This is a genomic window from Roseibium sp., from assembly GCF_051016195.1.
Taxonomy (GTDB): Bacteria; Pseudomonadota; Alphaproteobacteria; order Rhizobiales; family Stappiaceae; genus Roseibium.
Map to the genome: position 1 here is coordinate 6072544 of NZ_CP134616.1, position 22221 is coordinate 6094764.

Annotated in this window: 22 protein-coding genes; 6 read left to right on the forward strand and 16 right to left on the reverse strand. The window is 59.3% G+C overall.

Annotated features, from left to right (window positions below; all coding sequences use genetic code 11):
- Positions 1 to 127 precede the first annotated feature (127 nt).
- From RDA78_RS27610 to RDA78_RS27620, 3 genes are all read left to right on the forward strand, one after another.
- Complete coding sequence (locus tag RDA78_RS27610) at positions 128 to 1039, forward strand: LysR family transcriptional regulator (protein ID WP_434052948.1); 912 nt, start codon at positions 128 to 130, stop codon at positions 1037 to 1039.
- A gap of 711 nt (positions 1040 to 1750) precedes the next feature.
- Complete coding sequence (locus tag RDA78_RS27615) at positions 1751 to 2011, forward strand: hypothetical protein (protein ID WP_434052949.1); 261 nt, start codon at positions 1751 to 1753, stop codon at positions 2009 to 2011.
- A 280-nt stretch (positions 2012 to 2291) separates the two neighbouring features.
- Entirely contained in the window at positions 2292 to 2687 is a 396-nt protein-coding gene (locus tag RDA78_RS27620) for a hypothetical protein (protein ID WP_434052950.1), read from the forward strand.
- A gap of 205 nt (positions 2688 to 2892) precedes the next feature.
- Here the strand turns inward: RDA78_RS27620 and RDA78_RS27625 are convergent, their stop codons facing one another.
- Both RDA78_RS27625 and RDA78_RS27630 read right to left on the reverse strand, forming a co-directional pair.
- On the reverse strand, positions 2893 to 3774 hold the full coding sequence (locus RDA78_RS27625) for a DMT family transporter (protein ID WP_434052951.1): 882 nt from the start codon (positions 3772 to 3774) through the stop codon (positions 2893 to 2895).
- A 132-nt stretch (positions 3775 to 3906) separates the two neighbouring features.
- The gene (locus RDA78_RS27630) at positions 3907 to 4770 is read right to left on the reverse strand and encodes a LysR family transcriptional regulator (protein WP_434052952.1); all 864 of its coding nucleotides are present in this window, start codon (positions 4768 to 4770) and stop codon (positions 3907 to 3909) included.
- Between the two features lie 152 nt (positions 4771 to 4922).
- Here RDA78_RS27630 and acdA point away from each other — a divergent pair, with 152 nt between their 5' ends.
- Together acdA and RDA78_RS27640 are read left to right on the forward strand one after the other, a co-directional pair.
- Entirely contained in the window at positions 4923 to 6140 is a 1218-nt protein-coding gene (acdA, locus tag RDA78_RS27635) for a 3-sulfinopropanoyl-CoA desulfinase (RefSeq protein WP_434052953.1), read from the forward strand.
- 42 nt (positions 6141 to 6182) lie between these two features.
- Positions 6183 to 7583: a tetratricopeptide repeat protein gene (locus tag RDA78_RS27640; RefSeq protein ID WP_434052954.1), complete on the forward strand. Its 1401-nt coding sequence runs from the start codon at positions 6183 to 6185 to the stop codon at positions 7581 to 7583.
- A gap of 56 nt (positions 7584 to 7639) precedes the next feature.
- Here RDA78_RS27640 and RDA78_RS27645 read toward each other — a convergent pair whose 3' ends face one another.
- The 11 genes from RDA78_RS27645 to RDA78_RS27695 form a co-directional block, all read right to left on the reverse strand.
- Complete coding sequence (locus RDA78_RS27645; RefSeq protein ID WP_434052955.1) at positions 7640 to 8314, reverse strand: class I SAM-dependent methyltransferase; 675 nt, start codon at positions 8312 to 8314, stop codon at positions 7640 to 7642.
- Positions 8311 to 9144 carry a phosphonate ABC transporter, permease protein PhnE gene (gene phnE / locus RDA78_RS27650; RefSeq protein WP_434052956.1) on the reverse strand — a complete coding sequence of 278 codons (834 nt, stop codon included), beginning with the start codon at positions 9142 to 9144 and terminating at the stop codon, positions 8311 to 8313. The genes RDA78_RS27645 and phnE overlap by 4 nt, the downstream gene beginning before the upstream one ends.
- Positions 9137 to 9955, reverse strand: a complete 819-nt coding sequence (locus tag RDA78_RS27655) for a phosphonate ABC transporter ATP-binding protein (protein WP_434052957.1) — start codon at positions 9953 to 9955, stop codon at positions 9137 to 9139. Before RDA78_RS27655 ends, phnE begins: the two co-directional genes overlap by 8 nt.
- Positions 9952 to 10824, reverse strand: a complete 873-nt coding sequence (locus RDA78_RS27660) for a phosphate/phosphite/phosphonate ABC transporter substrate-binding protein (protein WP_434052958.1) — start codon at positions 10822 to 10824, stop codon at positions 9952 to 9954. Before RDA78_RS27660 ends, RDA78_RS27655 begins: the two co-directional genes overlap by 4 nt.
- 410 nt (positions 10825 to 11234) lie before the next feature.
- Positions 11235 to 11822, reverse strand: a complete 588-nt coding sequence (locus RDA78_RS27665; protein ID WP_434052959.1) for an NAD(P)H-dependent oxidoreductase — start codon at positions 11820 to 11822, stop codon at positions 11235 to 11237.
- Positions 11823 to 12001: 179 nt separating this feature from the next.
- On the reverse strand, positions 12002 to 13177 hold the full coding sequence (locus RDA78_RS27670; RefSeq protein ID WP_434052960.1) for an alpha-D-ribose 1-methylphosphonate 5-triphosphate diphosphatase: 1176 nt from the start codon (positions 13175 to 13177) through the stop codon (positions 12002 to 12004).
- A 172-nt stretch (positions 13178 to 13349) separates the two neighbouring features.
- Positions 13350 to 14174, reverse strand: coding sequence for a phosphodiesterase (locus tag RDA78_RS27675; protein ID WP_434052961.1), 825 nt, complete (start codon positions 14172 to 14174; stop codon positions 13350 to 13352).
- Between the two features lie 75 nt (positions 14175 to 14249).
- A complete protein-coding gene (locus RDA78_RS27680; RefSeq protein WP_434052962.1) occupies positions 14250 to 15509 on the reverse strand; it encodes an extracellular solute-binding protein in 1260 nt (419 codons plus the stop codon).
- Positions 15510 to 15630: 121 nt separating this feature from the next.
- Positions 15631 to 16566, reverse strand: a complete 936-nt coding sequence (locus RDA78_RS27685; RefSeq protein WP_434052963.1) for a carbohydrate ABC transporter permease — start codon at positions 16564 to 16566, stop codon at positions 15631 to 15633.
- Positions 16563 to 17483, reverse strand: coding sequence for a carbohydrate ABC transporter permease (locus RDA78_RS27690; protein ID WP_434052964.1), 921 nt, complete (start codon positions 17481 to 17483; stop codon positions 16563 to 16565). The genes RDA78_RS27685 and RDA78_RS27690 overlap by 4 nt, the downstream gene beginning before the upstream one ends.
- A complete protein-coding gene (locus RDA78_RS27695; protein WP_434052965.1) occupies positions 17483 to 18640 on the reverse strand; it encodes an ABC transporter ATP-binding protein in 1158 nt (385 codons plus the stop codon). The genes RDA78_RS27690 and RDA78_RS27695 overlap by 1 nt, the downstream gene beginning before the upstream one ends.
- 115 nt (positions 18641 to 18755) lie before the next feature.
- Here RDA78_RS27695 and RDA78_RS27700 point away from each other — a divergent pair, with 115 nt between their 5' ends.
- Complete coding sequence (locus tag RDA78_RS27700) at positions 18756 to 19655, forward strand: LysR family transcriptional regulator (RefSeq protein ID WP_434052966.1); 900 nt, start codon at positions 18756 to 18758, stop codon at positions 19653 to 19655.
- Between the two features lie 37 nt (positions 19656 to 19692).
- Here the strand turns inward: RDA78_RS27700 and RDA78_RS27705 are convergent, their stop codons facing one another.
- The 3 genes from RDA78_RS27705 to RDA78_RS27715 all read right to left on the reverse strand — a co-directional run bounded on the left by RDA78_RS27705 (position 19693) and on the right by RDA78_RS27715 (position 22047).
- On the reverse strand, positions 19693 to 20739 hold the full coding sequence (locus RDA78_RS27705; RefSeq protein ID WP_434052967.1) for an adenylate/guanylate cyclase domain-containing protein: 1047 nt from the start codon (positions 20737 to 20739) through the stop codon (positions 19693 to 19695).
- Positions 20736 to 21116, reverse strand: coding sequence for a group I truncated hemoglobin (locus tag RDA78_RS27710; RefSeq protein WP_434052968.1), 381 nt, complete (start codon positions 21114 to 21116; stop codon positions 20736 to 20738). Before RDA78_RS27710 ends, RDA78_RS27705 begins: the two co-directional genes overlap by 4 nt.
- 97 nt (positions 21117 to 21213) lie before the next feature.
- Complete coding sequence (locus RDA78_RS27715; protein WP_434052969.1) at positions 21214 to 22047, reverse strand: class I SAM-dependent methyltransferase; 834 nt, start codon at positions 22045 to 22047, stop codon at positions 21214 to 21216.
- Between the last annotated feature and the right edge of the window lie 174 nt (positions 22048 to 22221).

Here is a 22221-nt window from a genome sequence, read left to right on the forward strand (position 1 = left end):
TTGCAAGGAAGGGGCGATACGCCCTCCCCGCTTGTCGACACGATGCGCGGAACCAGTGCGTACTTCTATTGCTATTTTTGCATCTTTGTGCTTCAAATTTTGCAGCGCAACTCGTAAGGCTCTGAAAATGAAGCACCTTCAGACACTCAAGCTGATCGACGCAGTGAACAAGGCCGGGTCAATCCGGAAGGCCGCCGAGGACATGCACATCACGTCATCGGCACTCAACCGGCGCATCCTGGGATTCGAGGAGGAATTCGGCGCTCCGATCTTCGAGCGCCTGCATGGCGGTGTCCGTCTCAATCCGGCGGGCGAACTCCTGATCGAGCATATCCGTGGTCAAATGGCGGATCTCGAACGCGTGCGCAGTCAGGTCGCCGACCTGTCCGGCCTGCGCCGGGGGCATGTCAGCATCGCGTGTTCCCAGGCTCTTCAGCCCTATTTCATGCCGGTCCAGATCGCGGACTACAGGGCAGAGCATCCGGGCGTTTCCTTCTCCGTCCAGGTCCGCGACAGGGAGGCCGCCGAAGAAGACCTGCGCGCATTCCAGAGTGATCTTGCTCTCGTTTTCGAACCCGTGCACCTCGGTGACTTCGATGTCCTGCTCTCGGTGGAGCAACCTGTATTCGCCGTGATGGCAAAGGATCACCCGCTGGTCGGAAAGCGAAATCTGCGGCTCCGGGACTGTCTCAGTTTCGCGCATGTCGTGCCTCCGAAACGGATCGGCATCCGCTTTCTTCTGGATCTTGCCGTGAGCCGGATGTCCCAGAAACTGGAACCGATTGCCGAAGCCGATTCCTTTGAATTCATGCGCCACTACGTTCAGCACGAACAAGCCGTCGGTTTTCAGTTTCCAATCGGGCTGAATCTGCAGGGGGATGAGCGCCTCGTATTCCGCCCTCTGCCCAAGAGTGATGTTACGTATGGCAACCTGACCTTGATGCAGATGAAGGGACGAACGCTTTCCGTTGCCTCTGCAAGGTTCGCGAACCAACTGGCTGCCGCGCTGAACGAAAGGGCCGCAGTTCCGTACCCTTAGGTGATGGCCTCATTTACGGGTCCATCACCTGGTCACCTGAATCTGAAGTTCGCTCCGGAGACTGCAAAAGCAATGATGCGAACTTCAAATTCGCCGCACTAGACAGGTGATCGGGGCAATGCACCTGCTTCGACGAAAAAGTGAGCGGCCGTTTCAGGCCCCCCTTTCGGTATTTGCTCTGCCCGCCCCGCACACCATTGCGTTTTCTCCCTGAAAGTTACCAGTTCCCCGAGTCTTGAGACGGCGACCGTGCACCTGCCCCCGGTTGTGGACAGCCTGCAACATGTTGCGCTAGCCGACTAACGCCGCCCCAAATTGCAAGTCTAGGTTGATGCAACTTCAATCAGGCAAAGGGGTTGTTTCATGGCCTTTGGAATGAAGAGAGCCAATCTCGTTCAGCTGGTGCGCGAGCTGAACAAGGAGACCGGCCGCACATGGTCCAGGCGAACAAGGTGATGCGACAGATCAGCATATGCCAGATCAGCATATGATGGTGTCCCCAAGTGCAGCCAGACCCCGATATGGGGCCTGCCAGGTGAAGCGATGGGCAAGCTTCCCCTGTGCACCGACCCTGCATCGGTCCCGGACCTCATCCCTCTCACTCCGCATTCCCAGGCGCTCGGCGAGCTCACTCAGCTCCTGCGATCAGGAAAGACCTGCCAGGGCAAATCAGGCAGGGCACAAGGCTCAGACATGAGAGCGCACTGAAGGATGGCAAAGACCAAACTTGAGGCGTGGGTTCCTTACCCGGAAACGGACAAGGACCGGCGCGTGAGGGAAAAGCAGGAGCTCGGCAAGAAGTGGATTCGCGCGGGGACTCTTCTGGCGACGGCCATTGCACTGGTGATCTTCTGCCTCGCGTTGGTCAGCTGGATCACGTTCGTTTTCGGTTGGCACGTTCCGGTCATTCTCGTGCTGATTATCTCCAAGCTCATCCTGATCGTGGCTGGAGTGAAGAGCATTGAAGACTAGGTGATGGACCCATAAATGAGACTGAAATGGCATGCGAAATGGCGAAATCCCGTTAGGAAGGGTGTGCGGAGCGGGCTTTTTGCCCGGTCAAGCACGCTGACGCCACGGGGTGAAGCCATTTCCATGTCCTTCGGATTTGACCGGCTTGCTCCTCCTCGGCGTTGCGAAAGGCTTGAAAATGAGCCACATTTCCTGCGCTTCCGCGCCTTGATGAGAAGCAAGCCGCCTCAAACCATTACGGCCTCATTTATGGGTCCATCACCTAGAAGGCGCGGATGTCATGGCTCTAACTGAAAGCATGATTGATCAGTACATCGAGATTCTTCAGGGCTATGGAACCGCGTTTTCCGTCAACTTCAAGAAATACGACGCGATCAAGGATGATACCACCAAATCGGGTGTCGGCGGGGATATCGACAGGTCGTTGGCGGAGATGCTGAAAGCCGCCAACGGATTTGCTTCCACGTTGAAATGCCTGGAGACTGAAGAACTCCCCTTTTTCGGCAGATCCGCTCTGAAAAAGAAGCGCGAACAATTGCTGGCCCACTTTCATAACAGCCTGTCACGCATGACTGGCCACATATCTTCCGTTCCCAAGGACCTCCTGGATGGTGCCAATCTGCAAAATACGCGTGACGTCCTCAGGGAGAAAACAATGTGTCATGACTTGAGGTGATCGCGTAGGGCAAGCGCGTCCTGTCGCGTGCTGGACGCTCGGGCCTGTCCGTGCGTGGCGCCTACGGGTTCTCCGCTTGTTGCCAAAAAGGCGTGACCCTGCAGGCCACCCAAAGGCTCCGCGCCCGAGAGGGGGGCGGGCTGACGCCAATCCCCTGTTCCGTGTCCCGGACCGTCACAATTTGCGCCAACCCTCCCCCTCAACGCTACGGCGCTATGCGTGCGCGCTGCGTTTCGCGGTGCCAGACATAGACACCGGCGGAGACGATCACGGCAGCACCGACATAGGTGAAGGTATCCGGGAAGTCTGCAAAGAAAACCATGCCCCAGATGATCGCGAAGAGCAGTCCGACATAGGTGAACGGTGCGATCGCACTGGCCTCGGCAACCATGAGCGCCCGGATCACGCAGAAATGGCCGAGCGCGCCGACGGCGCCCATGACCAGCATCAGCATCGTTGCCGTCGGATCGGGGGTCACCCAGTAGAACGGAACGATCACGCTGAACACGATCGTGCCGAAGGCGGCCGTATAGAGCAGTGATGTCCAGGCATCCTCGTTGCGGCCGACAAAGCGTGTCGTGAGTGCATAGCCGGAATAGGCAAAGGCGGCGCAGAGCGGCAGCAGCGCGGCACTTGAAAACACGTCCGAGCCCGGGCGGATGATGATCAGGGCGCCAACCAGCGCCGCGCCGACACCGAAAGCCCGCCGGGGTCCGAAGCGTTCGCCAAGGATCACCGCCGCGCCGACGGTAATGAGCACCGGGTTGAGTGACATGATGGCTGCAGCGTTTGCGAGACCGATGGTCACGAAGCCGAAAAAGAAGAAGGTCGTCGCCAAGAGCAGGAGGATCGACCGCAGCAGTTGGAGGTCCGGATACCGGGTCTTGAGGACATGTTTCATGCGCGGCAGAGCAAGCAGGGCCACCACCACCGTCTGCCCGGTATAGCGCGCCCAGATCGCGATGACGGTGTCGGTACGGTGCGCGACCTCCTTGGCCATCGCGTCCATCACGCTGAACAAAAACATCGTCGCGATCATGAGCAAGATGCCTTGCCCCGTGCCGCCAAGACTGGGTCTGAATTTCATGAAGGTGCCAAAACTCGGGTAGAACACGAACCTTATAGGATTTTCGCCCGAACAAATTAAGCGAAAAGTTTCAACCGAATTGAAGGCTGCTTCGAAACCAGCACCAAGCAGAGCCGGCAAACGTTGACACCCTCAGCCGAAGGGCAAACGCATGGCCTCGGCGATCTTGGAGATCAGCCTGCTTCGCGGCGCGTTGCGCCGGCTGGCCAGTACCACGCGGCGCGCGAAAGCGCCTTCATCGAGCGGCCAGCTGCGGATGCCGCCGGGCACTTCCGTCAATGCGCGCTTGGGGAGAATGGAAACACCCAGATCGTATCGCACCAGGGCTTCGACCGCCTCGAAGGAGTCGACCTCCATTGCCGTTTTCGGACGCAGCCCGTTGGCCAGCAGATAGGCCTCGACCTGCTGCGACAGGCGGCTCCGGCGATCAAACCAGATGAAAGAGCGTTGCTTGAGCAGTTCCTCCAGCGATTCGAGCGGCTCTGACAGAGAGGTAATGACGTGAAAGGGTTCATTGCAGATCCCGGCCAGCGCCAGATTTGGGTCGTCCATCTTCGGGTCGGTCACCAGCGCAGCGTGAACGGTGCCGTCGCTCACCAGATCGATCAGCCTCTGAGAGAGAGCAACCATGAGCTCCACCTTGAGATCGGGATGCTCTGCATGAATGGCGGCCAAGGCCGGTGCGGTGATGTTGGAGATGGTGGACGGAACGGCGCCGAGTGTCACCCGGCCATGCAGCCTGCGCCTGTCTGCCAAGGCCTCGATGTCGCTGGAGATATCGTCCATGCGCCTGGCATGTTCCACCAGTGCCAGGCCTTCGGCCGTCAGGACCGGAGGACGTTTGGAGCGGTCCAGGATCTGAAACTCGAGTTCTTGCTCAAGCGCCTTGATCTGAAGGCTGACCGCGGAGTGGCTCAAGCCAAGGCTTCGCGCGGCTGCATTCAGCGAACTGTGCTGAGACACCGCGATCACGGTTTTGAGAAAGCGAAGATTCATCTGAAGCTTTAGTGTTAGATTTTCTAACTTTATATCTTAGTTTTTATCGCTTTTCCATTGGTTTTGTAACGATTATCCTGTTTCCGCGTCTTCCAGGGGGCAAGACAGCGGGTGTGGCGGGCCCGAAATATCCGGCCACGGAAAGGCATGCCATGAACACCCACGCCGCCTTCTTCACCAGAGACCGGACGGCCAATCCATGGCTCGACCGGATGCGCGATCTCTCGCCCGCGATTTCAGATCGCGCTGCCCGTTGGGACCGGGAGAGAAGCTATTGCTGGCAGAACATCGCCGAGCTCTCCGAGGCAGGGCTGATGGGCATGTCGATCCCGCGGCGTTTTGGTGGTGGCGGGGCATCCTACCTCCAGGTGGCCGAAGTGATCGAGGAAGCTGCGCGCCACTGTACGCTGACAGCGCGAGTCCTGGTCGAGGCCAACATGGGCGGCATCAGCGCCGTGATGGCCTATGGCACGGATAAGCAACGCGCATTCGCGGCGCCCCTCGTTCTGGCGGGTGACAAGCCGGCCATCTGCATTACCGAACCGGATGCAGGCAGCGCAGCGACACAAATGACCACCCGCGCAGACCGCCGGGGCGACCGCTGGGTCCTCAACGGCCGCAAGCACTGGATCACGGGCGGCGGTGTTTCCAAGCTCTATCTGATTTTTGCCCGCGCCTTTGACGAAGACGGAACCGAACTCGGGATTGGCGGTTTTCTCGTTCACGTTGACCCGGCAAAAGGCATCGAGCCGGACGGCTTTGACGTCGTGCGCCTGGAACGCACCATGGGCCTGTGCGGCATGCCGGAAGCGGAACTCAGCTTCAAGGATCTTGAAGTGCCCGACGACATGGTCCTGCGCACACCGTCCGGGTTCGAACAGGGCTTCAAGGACCTGATGACAGCCTATAACAGCCAGCGGGTCGGCGCCGGCACCATTGCAATGGGGGTTGCCGCCGGAGCGCTGGATCGTGCCAAAGACTATATCAGGACGCGGGAGCAGTTCGGCCGGCCACTGGCCGAGTTCCAGGGCCTTCAGTGGATGATTGCCGACATGGAAGCCCTTGTACACGCCTCCAGGCTGATGCTGTTCGACGCCGCCCATTCGGCGGTTTTTACCGCCACCGGTTTTCCCGACGTCACGAAGGCTGCACAGGCGAAGGCCTTTGCATCGGAAAATGCCATCAAGGTGGTGAATGACGCTCTTCAGATGTTCGGCGCACGCGGCTATGGTGACCTGGAGCCGCTTGAACGCATGTACCGCGATGTACGCATGTTCACGATCGGCGGCGGAACCGCGCAGATCCTGAAGACACAGGTCGCCGGGTCCGTTCTGGGAATAAAGACACCGCAAACGCGCCAGGGAACTTGAGGCACAGCACGCGAAGTTCCGGCGATGGGGAGACCGATCCGCATGGGACTGAGCAGCTATGATGATGCGAATGGGCTGAGCTACACCGCAAGTTCGCCCGAAAGCGCCCTTGAGTTTTCGAAACTCACTTCCGCCTACCTGGGATTTCGCCGCGAGACCGGCGAGATCCTGAACGGCATTCTGGAAAACGATCCGGACATGCCCATGGCGCTCTGCGCCAAGGGCAATTTCGCAAAACTGATGGGCAGCTCAAACCATTCGGCGCGCGCTGTGAAGGTTTCCGACAGCCTGAACGATCACCTTGCCAGAACCGGCGCAAATGGACGCGAGAAGCTGCATGCGGCGGCCCTCTCTGCCTGGTGCGACGGGGACCTGGAAAAGACCACCCGCATCTGGGAAGACATCCTGCTCCTGCATCCGACCGACGGCCTGGCACTGCGGCTGGCTCATTTCACGCATTTTTATTCCGGCAACGGCAGACAGATGCGCGACTCGCTGGCGCGCGTGCTGCCGCTCTGGTCCGAGGATCATCCGGACTATGGCTTTGTCCAGGGCATGTATGCGTTCGGCCTTGAGGAATCGGGAGAATACGCAAAGGCAGAAGACTACGGACGCGCGGCGGTGGCGCGCAATCCGCAGGACGCCTGGTCGGTGCACTCGATCGCGCATGTGCTGGAAATGACGGAACGCCACGAAGAGGGGATCGCCTGGGTCGCCGGCCTTGAGAAGGACTGGTCGACCGTCAACAATTTCCGCTTTCACCTTTACTGGCACAAATGCCTCTACCACCTGGAACGCGGCGAGTTCGATCTGGTCCTGAAGATCTACGACGAGCAGGTGGCCTCGGATATCGAATCCGACTTCTATCTGGACATCTGCAACTGTTCATCCCTGCTCTGGCGGCTTGAGATGTTCGGGATTGACGTCGGTGACCGCTGGAGAGACCTGTCGTCGGTTGCGCAGAAGCATCTTGGCGACAAGGACCTGATCTTTGTCTCCCTGCATTATCTCATGGCCCTGGTGGCCAATGGCGACAGGGCCGCGGCGCATCAGCTTCAGGACGGCCTGCGGGAATGGTCCGGCCTGGACGGAACACAGGCGCGGATTTGCGCCGATGTCGGACTTGCGATTGCCGACGGCCTGCAACGAGCCCGCGACGGCGATTTCGCCGCCGCCGTTGCCCGCATGGAACCCGTGCGCTACAGCCTCAACCGGATCGGTGGAAGTGCCGCACAGCGCGACGTCTTCATGATGATCATGCTGGATGCCGCCAAGGCCAGCCAGGATGCCCTGAAGGCGCGGGCGCTTTTTGCCGACAGGCTGGGGGACAAGGTTCACTCCAGCTGGACCTGGAAAAACTACGGCGGCATTCTTCAAACCATGGGCCGGACGGACGAGGCCGCCCTGGCCCTGGAGAAATCCCGCGAGGTTCTGGCGCGGTAGCAGGACGTCATCCTGCGCGCTGCCAGGATCCGGTCCGGCCGCGCAGACCATGAGCACTATCCATTCAGTTCAGCGACCAGATGCCAGTGCCACGACCCCGGTTTGCTGTGCACCTTGTCTTCCAGGTAGCTCAGTTCAAACCGGCCAAAGAGGTCAACAAGTTCACCCGCGCTGCAATAGTAGTGGGGGTGGTTCTTGTCGTCGTCGCCTTCCCGCACCCAGGTATCGGGTGCGACTTCGGTGCCGATGCCGAAATTGGCGTTCCGCTTGGACAGCATCGTGCCCTGATACAGCCCGCCCGGCTTCAGAACACGGGCGATTTCAGAGACGCAGGTGCGGACAATCTCCGGGTCGCCGTGATAAATCACGTTGAAGGACAGAACATAATCGAAGCTGTCGTCCTCGAACGGCAATTCGGTCATCGACGCAAGATGGGTCGCAATCTTGAGATCCTCCGCGCTTGCGCTTTCCTGAAGCTCCTGCAGACCGGCCTCGGACAGATCCATGGCGTGGGTGTCAAAGCCGGCCCTGGCAAAGGCCAGCGCGTGACGGCCAACGCCGCAGCCAAGGTCCAGAGCTGTTACCGGGCCCTTCTCGGCCAGCTTTGCAATCAGTGCAGAAACATCGTCGGCGGGCCGCAGCCAGTCGGCACGCCCCTCTTCCGTTTGCCAGCGCTTGTCCCAGGCAAGGTGGGCGGTGTCGGTCTTTTCCAACGTTTGCGTGATGCTCATCGGGGCGATCCTTCCAGTATCTTGTTGCGGGCAATGCTGCCCAGCCGTTCGACAAAAAGCACCAGGACGAAAATCATCAGGATAATCGTCATGGCGAGTTGGTAATCGAAGAAATCCATCGCGACCTTGAGTTCGATGCCGATGCCCCCCGCCCCGACAAGACCGAGAACGACCGAGGAACGCGTTGCCTTTTCAAGGGCGAAAAGGGAAGTCGTGATGAATGACGGCATCGCAGCGGGAACGACCGCACAGAAGATCGTGTCGACCTTTCCGGCTCCGGCCGCCGTCAACGCCTCGCTGGGACCCTTTTCGACATCTTCCATGGATTCTGCAAAGAAGCGTCCGCAGAACCCGATCGTGTCCACCGCGATGGCCAAGGTTCCGGCGAAGGGGCCCAATCCTACCGTAATCACGAACACAAGCGCCCAGACGAGATCGGGAACCGTTCTGAACAATGCAATCAGCAAACGCGACGAGGTGTAGAAAACTCTTGAGACAATCGTTTGCCGCGCAAGCCCCCTGGCTGCAAGAACGGCGAGCGGCAGGCTGACGATGCTCCCGATGATGGTTCCGGCAAGCGCCATCTGGAAGGTTTCAAGCAGGGCCAGCGACAGCTGCGGCAGCCGTTCGCCGGAGGGCGGCCAGGCGCGTGACAGGAAATCGGCCATTGCCGGACCGCCGGAAAACAGAGCCGACAGCGAGAAACCCGCACCCTGAAACGACCAGATGACGAAGGCTGCAATCGCCACGTAGACGGTGAACTGAAGTGCACCTGGGCGTTCGAAGCGGCCCGGAAGCAGCCTCCCTCTCTTGAGCTCGATGTCAGCCATAGTGCCTGCCCAGATCGGTTGGCGAAAGCGTACTGCTTGCCGCGTCAAGGACGATCTCGCCGCGCCGGATCGCAAGCAACCGGCTGGAATAGCTCAAGGCCTGTTCGACATTGTGCGACGTGAATAGCAGGGTGATCCCCTGTTCGCGCATGAGCTGGTGGAAGAGTTCCATGACCTCGTGTCCTGCGACGGGGTCGAGGCTTGCAACAGGTTCATCCGCAACGACCATCTTCGGTTCCTGCATGAGCGCCCTTGCGATGGCGACACGCTGCGACTGACCGCCGGACAACTGGTCCGCGCGCTGCAGGGCCTTGTCCGCAAGGCCGACGCGCTCCAGACAGTCCATTGCCTTTTCGCGGAGTTCAGCGGGCGCGAACAACTGCGACCATCCGCTTATGCCGCCGGAACGGCCCAGGCTGCCATGGATCACGTTGGTCAGCGCCGAAACGCGCGGCACGAGATTGTGCTTTTGAAAGACGAAGCCGACCTCGGCGCGGAGCTTGCGCAACCTGCTCAGGCGCAAGGACGTGACATCGTCGCCGAAAAGCTGCATCGATCCTTCGTCCGGTTCGATCAGACGCAGGGCGCAGCGAAGGGCCGTCGACTTTCCAGCTCCATTGGAGCCGATCAGCGCAACGGCTTCCTGGCTCCGTACCGAAAAAGAGACACCGCGCAAGACCTTCTTGTCCTTGCCGAATGACTTGCAAAGACCATCGACCGACAGGTCGCAGCGGCTGTTTTCAGCGATTGCTCCGGGAAATGCCGCCGGCGCTGGCGCGCCGGCGATCTTTTGCTGGGCTTGCGCCATCATTCACCGATGAACTTGTCGTATTGCGGGAAACCGGCGGTCGAATACATGGACCGCACAAGGTCATAAGCGCCGTCCTCGATGGCAACCAGATCCATGCCGCCATACTTGTCGTTTTCTTCATGCTGCAGGATCGCGGTGATGATGACGTCCTTGTTGTCAAGGATCGCTGTGCGAACACCATCGGCCGCTGCCGCGTCGACATGTGAGGCTACCATGAGCATGTCGTTCGGCAGGTCACCGGAGCGGGCGATCACACGGAAGAAGCCGTTGGGGACGCTCTCGTCCTTGTTGCGGACCCGGATCCACGAATTGTGGTTGGTGCCCATGCCGTCGATATCGCCCTTTTTCAGGGCTTCATGCGCAATGTTGCGGGACGTATGCAGCTTGTCGACATCGTTGACCGGGTCGATGCCGTAGTCAGCCATGAGCTGCATCGGGCAAAGCATGTTCGAGGTGGACCCGATATCGCCGAACGCGACTTTCTTGCCCTTCAGATCCGCCGGGCGCGTTATGCCGCTGTCGGCGCGGACAACGATTGCGCAATAATAGTCCGGACGGCCAAGTCCGATGAGCGGCGTGGCGTCGGTCAGCTTGTTGATGACGATGTATTCAGCCGGCCCGGTGACCACGAAGTCGACCCTCTCGGCGCGCAATGCTTCAGCAGCGGCCGTGCGGCTTGTAACCGGAAAAAATTCGAATGTGTGGTCGGTCGCATTTTCCAGGGCCTCCTTGAACGGGCCCCATTCAAGCTGCAGACGCTCCAGCCCCTCGACGTCTGTCACCGCCAGTCTGTAGGTGTCAGCCAGAGTGGATGAAAAAGAAAGCGCAAGTGCAGCAGCCGCGAGCGCAGCGGATTTCAAGAAACGCATATCAGGAACTCCCCAAGAAGCCGTGTCGATACCGGCAAAGCGGGGTGAGCCTATCGAGGAGGAGGGCTCTGAATGTGAAGCAAATATGTAAAATTTACGAAATTTACTAATCTTAATCTTTGGGATAGAGCAAGAGAAACCGTCTCATCTTCTGTTTTTATCTTTTTCTTGAACTTATTTGTTTTCCGGCAGAATAATTTTTACTCAACGACACAAAAAATCACAAAAATTTAGTCGAACAGTCATCTGAAAGCCCAAGATTTCAGTCGGACGTGGACCCGATCGGCGGAAGGTATTCCACCTGCCACTGAACACACGTCCAAAATATTCGCAACGATGCCGCCAATATATTGACGTAAAACACTTTCTTCGATTGCGGCTCTGGAAATCCTGTTGACACGCAACTGCGTCTAGAGAACGGGACACAGGTCCCTGCCCGATTGGAAACTTCTCTTGAGCAGCTCGTCCCGTCTTTCCCTTGAGCCGTCAGACCCGCAGAGCAGTTCGAGTTTGCGCGGCGCAACTCCGAAATATCCGAAGGTGCCGTCTATCCACGCGGTTTCCAGCGCCTGACGATAGCCCTTCTCTTCCACCTCGTCTGAACGTGCGCCTGCGGGCACAAGCAGAACGCCCGGGCGTTTGCGCTGAAGCGATCCTTCCGGATCATCAAGCTGATCGTAGGCCCAGCCCCAGCACCAGACGCGATCGATCCATCCCTTGGTCATCGATGGCATGCCCCACCAGAACAGAGGAAAAACAAGGCAGATCGCATCCGCTCTGCCGATTCTGGCCTGTTCCTGAACTACGTCTTCCATCGCGCCGGCATCGCCGTCCGCTTCAATGTCAGCCATGGTCCAACGCGGATCGAACGCCTCGGCATGCAGATCCGCGAGTTCGACCGAATGTCCCACGGACTGCGCCCCTTCCATGAAGGATCCGGCAACGGCCGCAGAGAAGGACTTGGGGTTGGGATGATCCAGAACGGTCAGTATGTGCACAGGCAATCTCCGGTCTTGACTGTCGGTCGTAAAACACGTGCCAAGACCAATTGCCCGCTGGCCGATCTTGCCCACAGCCGCTGGTTCTAGGGCCTCAGGTTAACTTGAGATCAAGCAGAAAATTCGCTGACAGACCTTTCCAGAGAACAGGGCCGGGGCCCGCTCCTCAAATGGCGGTCTCAGAAAACGCGCTGCGCCTTCAGCCACGCCCGTTTGACGACAGGATGACCGGCGTGGAGGCCGACCTGCAGAAGGTCAGCCCGTTTCCCGACCGCGATCTCGCCCCTGTCCGCCAGGCCGGACACGTCTGCAGGTGTCTTTGTCACCGTTCGGATCGCTTTCGGAAGATCGTCGTTGAAGTCCTCACTGGAGGCGATCATGAAGGCCGCATCCAGCATGGACCGCGGAACATAGTCGGAGGCGAGAATGTCAACCAACCCCTCCGCCATAAGGTCCTTGACGGCGACGTTGCCGGACTGCGAGCCGCCACGCAGCACATTGGGCGCACCGCCAACCACAAACATGCCGTGGCTCTTGGCCTTGCGCGCCGCCGCCAGTGTGCACGGGAACTCGGAAACCGTAACGCCCTCGGCAAGCGCCTCGTCGACATGGTGCAATTCGGTGTCGTCGTGGCTTAGCAGGGGCAAGCCGCGATCGCGGGCCATGGCAACGACCGACGGGCGCACCGTCGCGCTGATTTCATCGGAGAAATTCAAGAGTTCCTGCGTGGTCCGCTCCACTTCGGCGCGTGTTTCACCGGTGTCGGCCATGCGCCGCTGCATATAGGCCTCGATGTCCTTGCTCTGGCGGCGGCCCGGCAAATGCTCCATGACGGAAACCATGCGCACAATCGGCTTGGCGATGTTCTCCTCCGTCAGGCGTGCCGTCTCCGCGTCGGTGATCTCGCACCGAAGATGCACAAGGTGCTCGGCACGGAAGAGCCCGGCTTCCCGAGCCGCCTCGATGGCGTCAACCATGGGTCCGAGCACTTCGCGGCGCTCAGGCTTCGTCACCGTCGCGCCGACGCAAAGGCTGTCGAACACAGTCGTGATGCCGCTGCCGATGATCTGCGCGTCATGCGCAAGGGCTGCGCGCAGCGGGTCCCATTTCACATGGGCACGCGGATAGACATGTTTCTCGAAATGGTCGGTGTGAATGTCGACAAGGCCGGGGATCAGATAGTCTCCCTCAAGGTCGTGACCAGCCTGGGGGGCAAGACCTGTGTCTATCGAGACGATCTGCCCGTCCGAGATCGCGACGTGCCCCTGAACCACCTCGTCGGCGAGGACGATTCTTGCGTTCTTCAGAACGCTCAGCTCGCTTCCGGTCGGCAGGGTCTTGTCGGCAAAGGTCATGGCGCACTCCGGTGTGACAGCCGACCCGCAAGTTACGATTCGTGCCGTGTTGATTCAGGAAAGAGGCCTTCTACTCCCAAACACGCTACTTATTGTGACGGTTTGGGGAAGAGACTGTGACATCCCGACAGTTTTGTCTCCGACAGCTGTATCGCGTTCGGAGCGGACCCTTTTACCGCACCATGGTCAGCCGGTTCCAGTCGGCATAGTCAGGTGAGCCCTCACGGCGGATTTCACCCTGATAGCCGTACTCCACCATATGCACCATCACCGAGGTGTCGCCGGCCAGAATGACGGCATAGCTCTCGTGAAGATCGGACGCGCTGAGCTTGGCCTCATTGCCGAAGTCTGCCCATCCGGCGTGATTTGTTCCCCGCGGAGCGCTGAAGGGCACCCCGTGGAACGATCCGCTCAGCGGCAGATGACAGTGTCCGTGAAAAATATGCCGGATCCTGGACTTGTGCTTCCTGACGACAGCTCCGAATGCGTCGGCATCCTGTAGCATGATCTTGTCCATCGGCGTGATTCCCGTCGGGACCGGATTGTGATGCATGAAAAGAAAGACAGGGTCCGGTGAAACGCTCAACTCAGCATCGAGCCAGCGCAGGCGCTTTTCGCAATAGTATCCGGCGTGCGAATTCGGACCCCATGTGTCGAGAAGGAGAGCGCGACCTCCGGGAAGATCCAGAACCGACTGCACAAAACCGTTTTCATCGACCCGTTCCGGGAAGACCGACGCGAAAACATCGCGTTCGTCGTGATTGCCGATGCAGAGCGACACCGGGATCGGCGAGGTTGCCATCAGATCCTTGAGCCGCACGTAGTCGGCACGGTCGCCCCAGTCGGACAGGTCGCCCGTGATGATCAGCGCGTCCGCATCCCGATGGTGGGCGATCGCATGATCGAGCGCCTTCTTGAAATTGTAATTTGGTTCGCGTCCGCCGATTGTTTCGCCGGGCGTGGTCAGATGGATATCGGTCAGTTGAAGGAGTTTCACGTCTTCCTCCGATTGTTGTTCTGATTGCACTGCCGCCCGCGCACGCGGGCAGCAGCGTTTTTCAATGAAGCATCATCAGTTGGAAGGCAGCAGGTCCTGAACTTCTTCGGTCAGTTCTTCCTGCAGTTCACCCATGTCCTCGAATTCACCGGTGACGATGCCCTCGATACCGTCATAGATCACCTGGGTGATCGCCAGGCCATTGTCGCCCGGGTAAGCCTGCCAGTCGCGCAGCAGCGGCAGTTGGCGCACGGCCGTTTCCTTGTTCGGGTTCTGCTTGTAGAAATCGGCAAGGATGACTTCGTTCGCGGACTTGTTCGGCGGCATGTAGCCGGTGGTGCGGGCAACGTCGGCAGCACCTTCACCCGAGGTGATGAATTTCAGCCATTTCCAGGACGCATCCAGAACCTTCGGATCGTCGCTGCCGGAAACCAGCATCGCGGCATTGCCGCCTGCCGGCAGACCGAGGGGACCGCTTGAAACCAGACCCGGGTACTCGTTGGTCTTCAGTTCAAAATCGCCCTTGGCACGCTCGACCGCCCCAAGCGCGGAGGTCGACCAGAACATCATGCCGATCTCACCGGCTGAGAAGGACGCAAGCGCTGCCTTCCATTCGATGTTCTGCATGTCGCAGCCGCGGAAGAGACCCTTCATGGTCTCAAGAGCCTTCAGGCCTTCCGGCGATGCAATCTGGATATCGTTGCCTTCCATGGTCGCCTTGTCCTGTGACCACATCAGCGCCTGCAGGAACCAGTTGCCGGTGATGTTCCAGCCCCAGAACATCGGGTTCCTCACGCCGGCCTCGCGCAGCGTTCCACAGACCTCGACGACTTCGTCCCAGGTTTTCGGAAGCTGATCGGCGGAGGTGATGCCGGCTTTCGCCATCACGTCCATGTTGTAGTAGCCGACCGGAAGGGAAACGGAGAACGGCAGACCGTAGATGTCGTCGTTGAACGTGCCGAGCGTCAGCATGGCATCGTGATAGCCGTCCTTGGCGAAGTCTTCCTCTTTCAGGATGAACGGCTCAAGCGACTTGGCAATGCCCTTTTCAACGAGGATTGCCTGACGGTTGAGACCCTGCATGGTGACGTCGGGCAACGTGCCGGCGACGGCCTCGCGCAGGATGGTGTTGGTGCCATCTTCGTAGGATTCGTAGGTTGCACGGATCTTCACGTCGATGTTCGGATGCTGCTCCTTGAACTTGGGCAGGATCTTTTCATAGGTCACATCGAACAAGTGGCTGTAAGGATAAGCGAACTCGATGGTGATGGTGTCTTCTGCCTGTGCGGCGGAAGCCGCGAACAGCATTGCTATTGCGGTGAGGGTCTTTTTCATGGAACTCTCCGTCTGTTGCCGGGGGAACGGCAGGTCGCCAAACTCGCCCGTTCCCTTGTGATCCCTTCAGCGGGATTTCGGTGATGGGACCGCCCGAGGGCGGTCCCGCAAATCGGCCGGGTCATTTCATCCCCGACAGGGTGATGCCTTCGATGAAGCGCCGCTGCGCGATCATGAATGCCACGATCAGGGGTGCGACGATGATGGTCGCCGTGGCCATCATCGGCCCGAAATTGTCGCCGTCCGCATCGCCCTTGAATTCACGAAGACCAAGCGGCGGCGTGAACAGGGACCGGTCGCCGGTGACGACGATGCGCGGCCAGAAATAGTCGTTCCAGTGCGCCACGACCGAGAAGATCGCAAAGGCCAGAAGCGCGGGGATCGCGGTCGGCAGCATCACGTTCCAGATGATGGAAAATTCGCTCATGCCGTCCATGCGTGCCGCATCGATCAGATCGTCAGGAACCGTCATGAAGAACTGCCGCATGAGGAATATGCCGAAGACCGAGATCGTCCAGGGAATGACAAGCGCGGCATAGGTGTTGGTCAGACCGAGCTTTGCCAGCATGATGTAGAGCGGCAGTGCGATGGCATGGACGGGGATGAGCAGGCAGAACAGAACCAGGCCGAAAACCGCTTCCCGGCCCCAGAACCGCAACTTGGCAAGCGCGTAGGCGCAGGGCAGTGCAACAAGTACCTGAATGAAGAAGATCGATGCCGTCACCACAACGCCGTTGAAGAGGTAGCGGACAAGCGGCGCCTTTTCGAAGGCCGTGGTGTAGTTGTAGATGTACGGCGTCACCATGCAGTCGGCAACGTCCCTGCCGAGCTTGATGCAGTAGTCGTCCCGGAACAGCTCCTGCGCTCCGAAAAAGCCGCCCGTGTTCTGCATGATCTCGGCCGGGCTTTTGAAGCTGTAACTCAGCATCACGTAGAACGGCAGCAGCACGATCAGGCTTCCCAGGAGCAGGACGACATGCTTGATCGTCTCTGCCGCCGAGAACCGGAAAGCGGGAAGGGAAACAGTGCTTGTGGCCGGAAGGCTCGCCTCGCTCATGTGTAATGCACCCTTCTTTCAACGAACCAGCGCTGCATCAGCGTGAGGAACATGACGAAGGCCAGAAAGACCACGGTAATCGCGGCCCCGATGCCCATCAGGTTCTGCTGGATCGCCTTTTCATAGATTGCGAACATCATCACGTAGACCGACTTCGACGGCCCTCCCCCCTGCGGGTAGAACGCCTCGACCGTGTCGAAGACCTGGAAGGAGCGGATGAAGGAGATCGTGACGACAAAGACGGTTGTCGGGCCAAGCATGGGCCAGGTGACCAGCCGGAACCGGTCCCAGGCGCTCTCGGCTCCATCCATCTCGGCAGCGTGATAAAGTTCCCTCGGCACGCTTGTCAGCCCGGCGAGGTAGAGCACCATGTTGAAGCCGAAGCCCTGCCACACGCCGATGAACGCCACCGTCCAGATCGCATAGTCGCGGTCCGTCAGCCAGAGCGGAAAGCCCCGTTCGCACCCTCGCGCATACCAGGACCAGCTTTCCAGAAACGAACCGCAGCCCCGCTCAAGCGTGGAATTGACGATGCCAATCGTTGGGTGAAAGGCGAACTCCCAGACGATCGCCATTGCGATCAGGGCCGCCATGACGGGCAGGAAATAGATCGTCTTGTAGAGATCGCCGAAGCGCCTGGTGGAATTGATCAGGAGCGCTGCTCCAAGACCAAGACCGACGGATAGCGGCACGACCACGAAGACATAGCGGAATGTCGCCCCAAACATCTTTTCGTAAGTCGAGCGCGTGAAGATTTTCTCGTAGTTGTCCAGGCCGACAAATTCGGCCCCCGGATTTCCGAGACTGTAGTTCGTGAAACTGAGCGCACCTGCAATGGCGATCGGCATCAGCAGAATGACGACCATGAGAAACAGGGCGGGGCCGACGAACCACCAATGCGCCTTGGTGGACTGCATCACGCCACCTCGGCAACTTTGCCGTCATCGGCATTTTTGAGATCCAGTCTCTTGCCGTCCTTGCCGAAGACGAGCGCCTGCCCGTGTTCGCGCACGATATGGACGGTTTGCCCAAAGGACGCCCCCTGCCCTTCATGCGGCGACACACGCACCACAAGCCGCTGAGACCCGTTCAGAACCGATACATGCAGGTAGATGTCGGCACCCAGGTTTTCCTTGTGCACCACCTGCCCTGACAGCGCCTCTGGCGTTCCTTTGTCACACAGGGAGAGATGCTCCGGGCGCAGGCCTATCGACACCGACCCGACAACACCCTTTGCAGCCGTGCGTGACAAAACGATTTCGCCGCAGCGGGCACACCCGTTGTTGTCGAGGGATCCGGGAAGGAGATTGATCCTGGGCGCACCGACAAATTCTGCGACGCGGATATCCTGCGGATCGTTGTAGACGGTATGCGGTGCGCCGAGCTGGAGGATTTCGCCGTCCATCATGACCGCCATCCGGTCCGACATGGTCAGTGCTTCCGCCTGATCGTGGGTCACGTAGACAAATGTCGTCTTCAGCGACCGGTGCAGTTCGGCGAGTTCCGAGCGCATGTGAATGCGCAGCGCTGCATCCAGGTTGGAAAGAGGTTCGTCCATCAGGAACGCCACGGGTTTCCGGACCATGGCACGGCCGAGCGCGGCCCGTTGCCGTTGTCCGCCCGACAGCTGTCCGGGTTTGCGATCCAGCAGGTGGTCGATCTTCAGGATCTCCGCCGTTTCGCGCACCTGTTCGACAATTGCCCTGTATTGGCCGCGGGCAAGCACGGGCCCCAGCAGCGGCAGACGGCCGGCAAGCGAGAGGTCTCTCAGCTTCAGTGGCGTCATCATGTTCTGGAGAACGGTCAGGTGCGGATAAAGCGCGTAAGATTGGAACACCATGGCCAGGTTCCGCCTGGCCGGGCGGACGGCATTCACGGTCTGACCGCCGATCACGACCTCTCCTGATGACGGTGCTTCCAGTCCGGCAAGAATGCGAAGAAGGGTTGACTTGCCGCAGCCGGAAGGTCCAACGAGTGTCAGGAATTCTCCATCGGTGATATCAAGATTGATCCCGTTCAGAACCGACGTGGTTCCAAAGCTTTTCTTTATCGCCGACAAGGATATCGCGGTCATGTGTCGCCCCCGGTTACGCGGGCAACCTACTCAGACTGATTGAACCGGATGTGACGTAATATTAGTGTTGCTAATGGCACCTAAGGTTTGGCAGCGCTGGTAACACGGAACTGTCATGAACACCCCGCCAAGCCCCTATCAGATCAAAGCGTTTACGCATGTTGCGCGCGAAGGCAGCTTCTCGCTTGCTGCGAAAGTTCTCGGTGTTACCCAGTCCTCCGTCACACAACATGTCGGGAAACTCGAGACGGTGATGGGGACCCAGCTTTTCATTCGCCGCCGGGGCGGACTGGAACTGACCCGGGCGGGCAAGGAACTCTTCGCGATTTCAGACCGTCTTACGACCCTCGAGCAACTCGTCAACGAAAAGATCAGCGATTTCAGCGCTCTCACCGACGGACATATCAAGCTAATCGCGAATGCGCCGCGCCCTGCCATGCCGATTATTGCCGAATACGGAAAGCGCTACCCGCAGGTCCAGATCGACTTCACCCTTTATGACTGGACGTCGGCAATGTCTCTCCTCAACGAGCGGCAGGTTGATATGGCGATCATCACGGACCCTCCGGACAGTGCCACTTTCGTCACGCATGAGCTGCGCCGCTCCCGGTACATGGCCTACATGAGGTGCGATCACCCGCTGGCCAGAAAGGACGTGGTGTCGCTCAGGGAACTGCAAAGCGAGACGCTGGTTCTGCCCGGAGACGGGTCGCTGACGCAGCGGGTGGCAACGTCCAAGATCCGCAAGCACGGGCTGACATTTTCGCGCATCTTGAAAACGACCACATTTCCAATGGTCAAGGAAGCCCTGCTGCACAATCTGGGTGTTGGCCTGCTGCTGGAAAACAGCCTTTTTCCTTCACAGAACCTTGTCGCCATACCGGTTCTGGAGATGCCGGAAAACTACCGCGACTGTGTCGTCATACCGAAGGACAAGAACGACCTGCGTCTGATCAAGAGTTTTCTTGGTGTGTGCATAGAACTGGTCGTCGCAGACGAAAGACACGCTGGATAGGGCCTGACACGATCAAGCGGAAATGGCCGGCGGCGCCTCACGCGGCAAGCGTGAGCGCGCCGCGTGACCGCAGTGTTGCAACGGACGTGTCGCCAAATCCCCGGATATCGACCGTCCTTGGGTCGGCCGCGACGAGCCCTTCCGGGCCATCGGCGCAGAACTCGGCTGTGGCCGTTACCTCCATCGGGTTGGACAGGGCCTGGAGGCGGGACGCAAGGTTCACCGCAGGACCGAAAACGTCGTAGACATATTTTTGCACGCCGACCACGGACCCGACGACCGATCCGGATGCCACGCCGATCCTGGCCTTCCACTTGTGTGTATGGCTCTGGTTGCGCCTTTCCAGATAGCGGATCATCTTGAACGCACATTGCGCGACCGCTGAGGCGTGATCCGGATCGGGCGTCGGCAGTCCAGCGACGGCAAGATAGGCATCGCCAATCGTCTTGATCCGCTCGCAGCCATGCATCTCCGCGATGCGGTCAAACGCGGTAAAAATGTCGTTCAATTCGGTGACCGTAACGGTCGGATCGGCAGCCGCGGCCATCTGCGTGAAGCCGACGAAATCCAGCATGAGAACGGAAACCGGCTCGTAGAGTTTCGGCGTAACCGTTCCAAAGGCCGTGTATTCCTCGTAGACCGAGCGCGGCATGACATTGAGCAGCAGCTTTTCGACACGGTTCTTTTCCAGTTCCAGTTCACGCGCCTTGCGCTCGGCAATGCGGGCATAGCTGTCGATCATGGCTTCGGTTTCACGCAACCTGGAAATGTTCTGGCACTCAACAACGAGTATCTTCCGGCCATCACTTTCGGCGTGCCGGATCACCGTTTCGATTGTCAGAAGCTGGCGCCGGCGTTTTAACGCGACGTCGAGCCTGACCGCATCCTGCCCTTGAAGGCGCTCCAGCAGTTCCTCGCGTGTCACATTTTCAAATGCATCGTCCAGCGTCGCGTTTTCCTCAACACCGAACCAGTCAGCAAAGGCCGGGTTCCGGTAACGGATCGTCAGATCCTCCGGATCGGCCAGCGCGACACCGACCCCGATGTTGGACAGCATGCGCATGCTGATCGTGTCGATATTCATGCCGCCCTGCTCCTTCTGACGACTACCGAGCGCCGTGCTTCGACGGCCGCAATCGCCTTGACCCGGTCCTGCTTCTCGAAGCCGGCGTCGGTGAGGGTTTCATTCAGGATGAGCGCGATCTCGTCGAAATGGTGGTGCTCAACTTCCAGATGCGCATGCGCCGTTGCCAGACGCGCATCCGAAATCTCGACCGGCCCGCCAAGCAGCCCGGCGATCATCTTCGTCTGGTGATCTATCAGCCGGGCCATGTTGACGTGTTCGAAAAAGTGGCCGACGACATCATTGTCGAGTGCACGCTCGTAAAACTCCGTCACGACTTGCCGAACGCCCGGAAAGCCGCCGTATTTCTCGTAAAGTGTCTGCTTGCTGCCAGTCATTTGATTGCTCCGTTGCCGGTGTCTGTGCGTGAGAGGAGAGGGAGACGCGCGGGCCTGGGGCGCCCGCGCATTCTTGGGTGTTGCGATTTTCGGGCTTTCAGCCTTTGTGAATGATCACTTGCGCATATTCAGCTGGAACGATCATCGCTCGCTCACCTCCAACCGAAGCCGCTTCAGCGACCGCAACCAGATCGGCTTCGAGCGCCTCGGCGCCTTTTTCGCCGACCGCCTGGAACGCCTTGTTCATCGGACCGTAAATCTCGCGCCACGTCTCGACCCACTCGCGAGCCGACCGGTAGCGGAAAACGAACTTCCGCGACGAGACCGAGATGGATGCCGCCTCGCGTGCGAAAAGTTCGCGCAGGCGATCTTCCGATGCCCATTCCAGTGGCGAACGCACACCGGCGGGCGGGGGCATGTGGCGGCCGATTGTCTTGAAGACCTGACCGATGAAACCGGCCGGTGTCCAGTTTGCCATGCCGATGCGGCCACCCGGCTTCAGTACCCTCAGCATCGATCGTGCGGCCGCCTCCTGATCGGCGGTAAACATGACGCCGAATGTCGATGTGACGACATCGAACGTTGCGTCATCAAAAGGCAGATCCTCCGCATCCGCTTCGCGGAATGCGACTGCCAGACCTTCCGCCTTTGCGCGCTCCATGCCGGCCCGCAGCCAGGCTTCAACATAGTCGGTGGAAACGACATCGCAAAAACGGCGGGCCGCAGCCAGCGTCGCGTTGCCGTTTCCGGCGGCGACATCAAGCACGCGCTCGCCTGGCGCGAGATCCAGTTCCTCGGCAAGTGTCTCACCGACAATCTGGAGAGTTGTGCCGACGGCGGGATAGTCCCCGGTTGACCAGACGGTCTGCTGGCGCTGCTTGACTGCCTTGAGATCCGGGCCTTCAAAGGCTGGCTGATTGAGAACGTTCATCACTGTGCTCCGTTCGGGTTCATGTTGACGGAGCATTGATCGCACTGACGGCCACCGAGCGCTTGAAGATTGCCTGAGGGGTCTGTGGGGAATATCTGAGGAGAGCCTGAAATCTCCTGGATTTTGCCGTTCGGGCGACATGTAAAGGCCGAAAGGTCAAAAAATCCAGGCCGG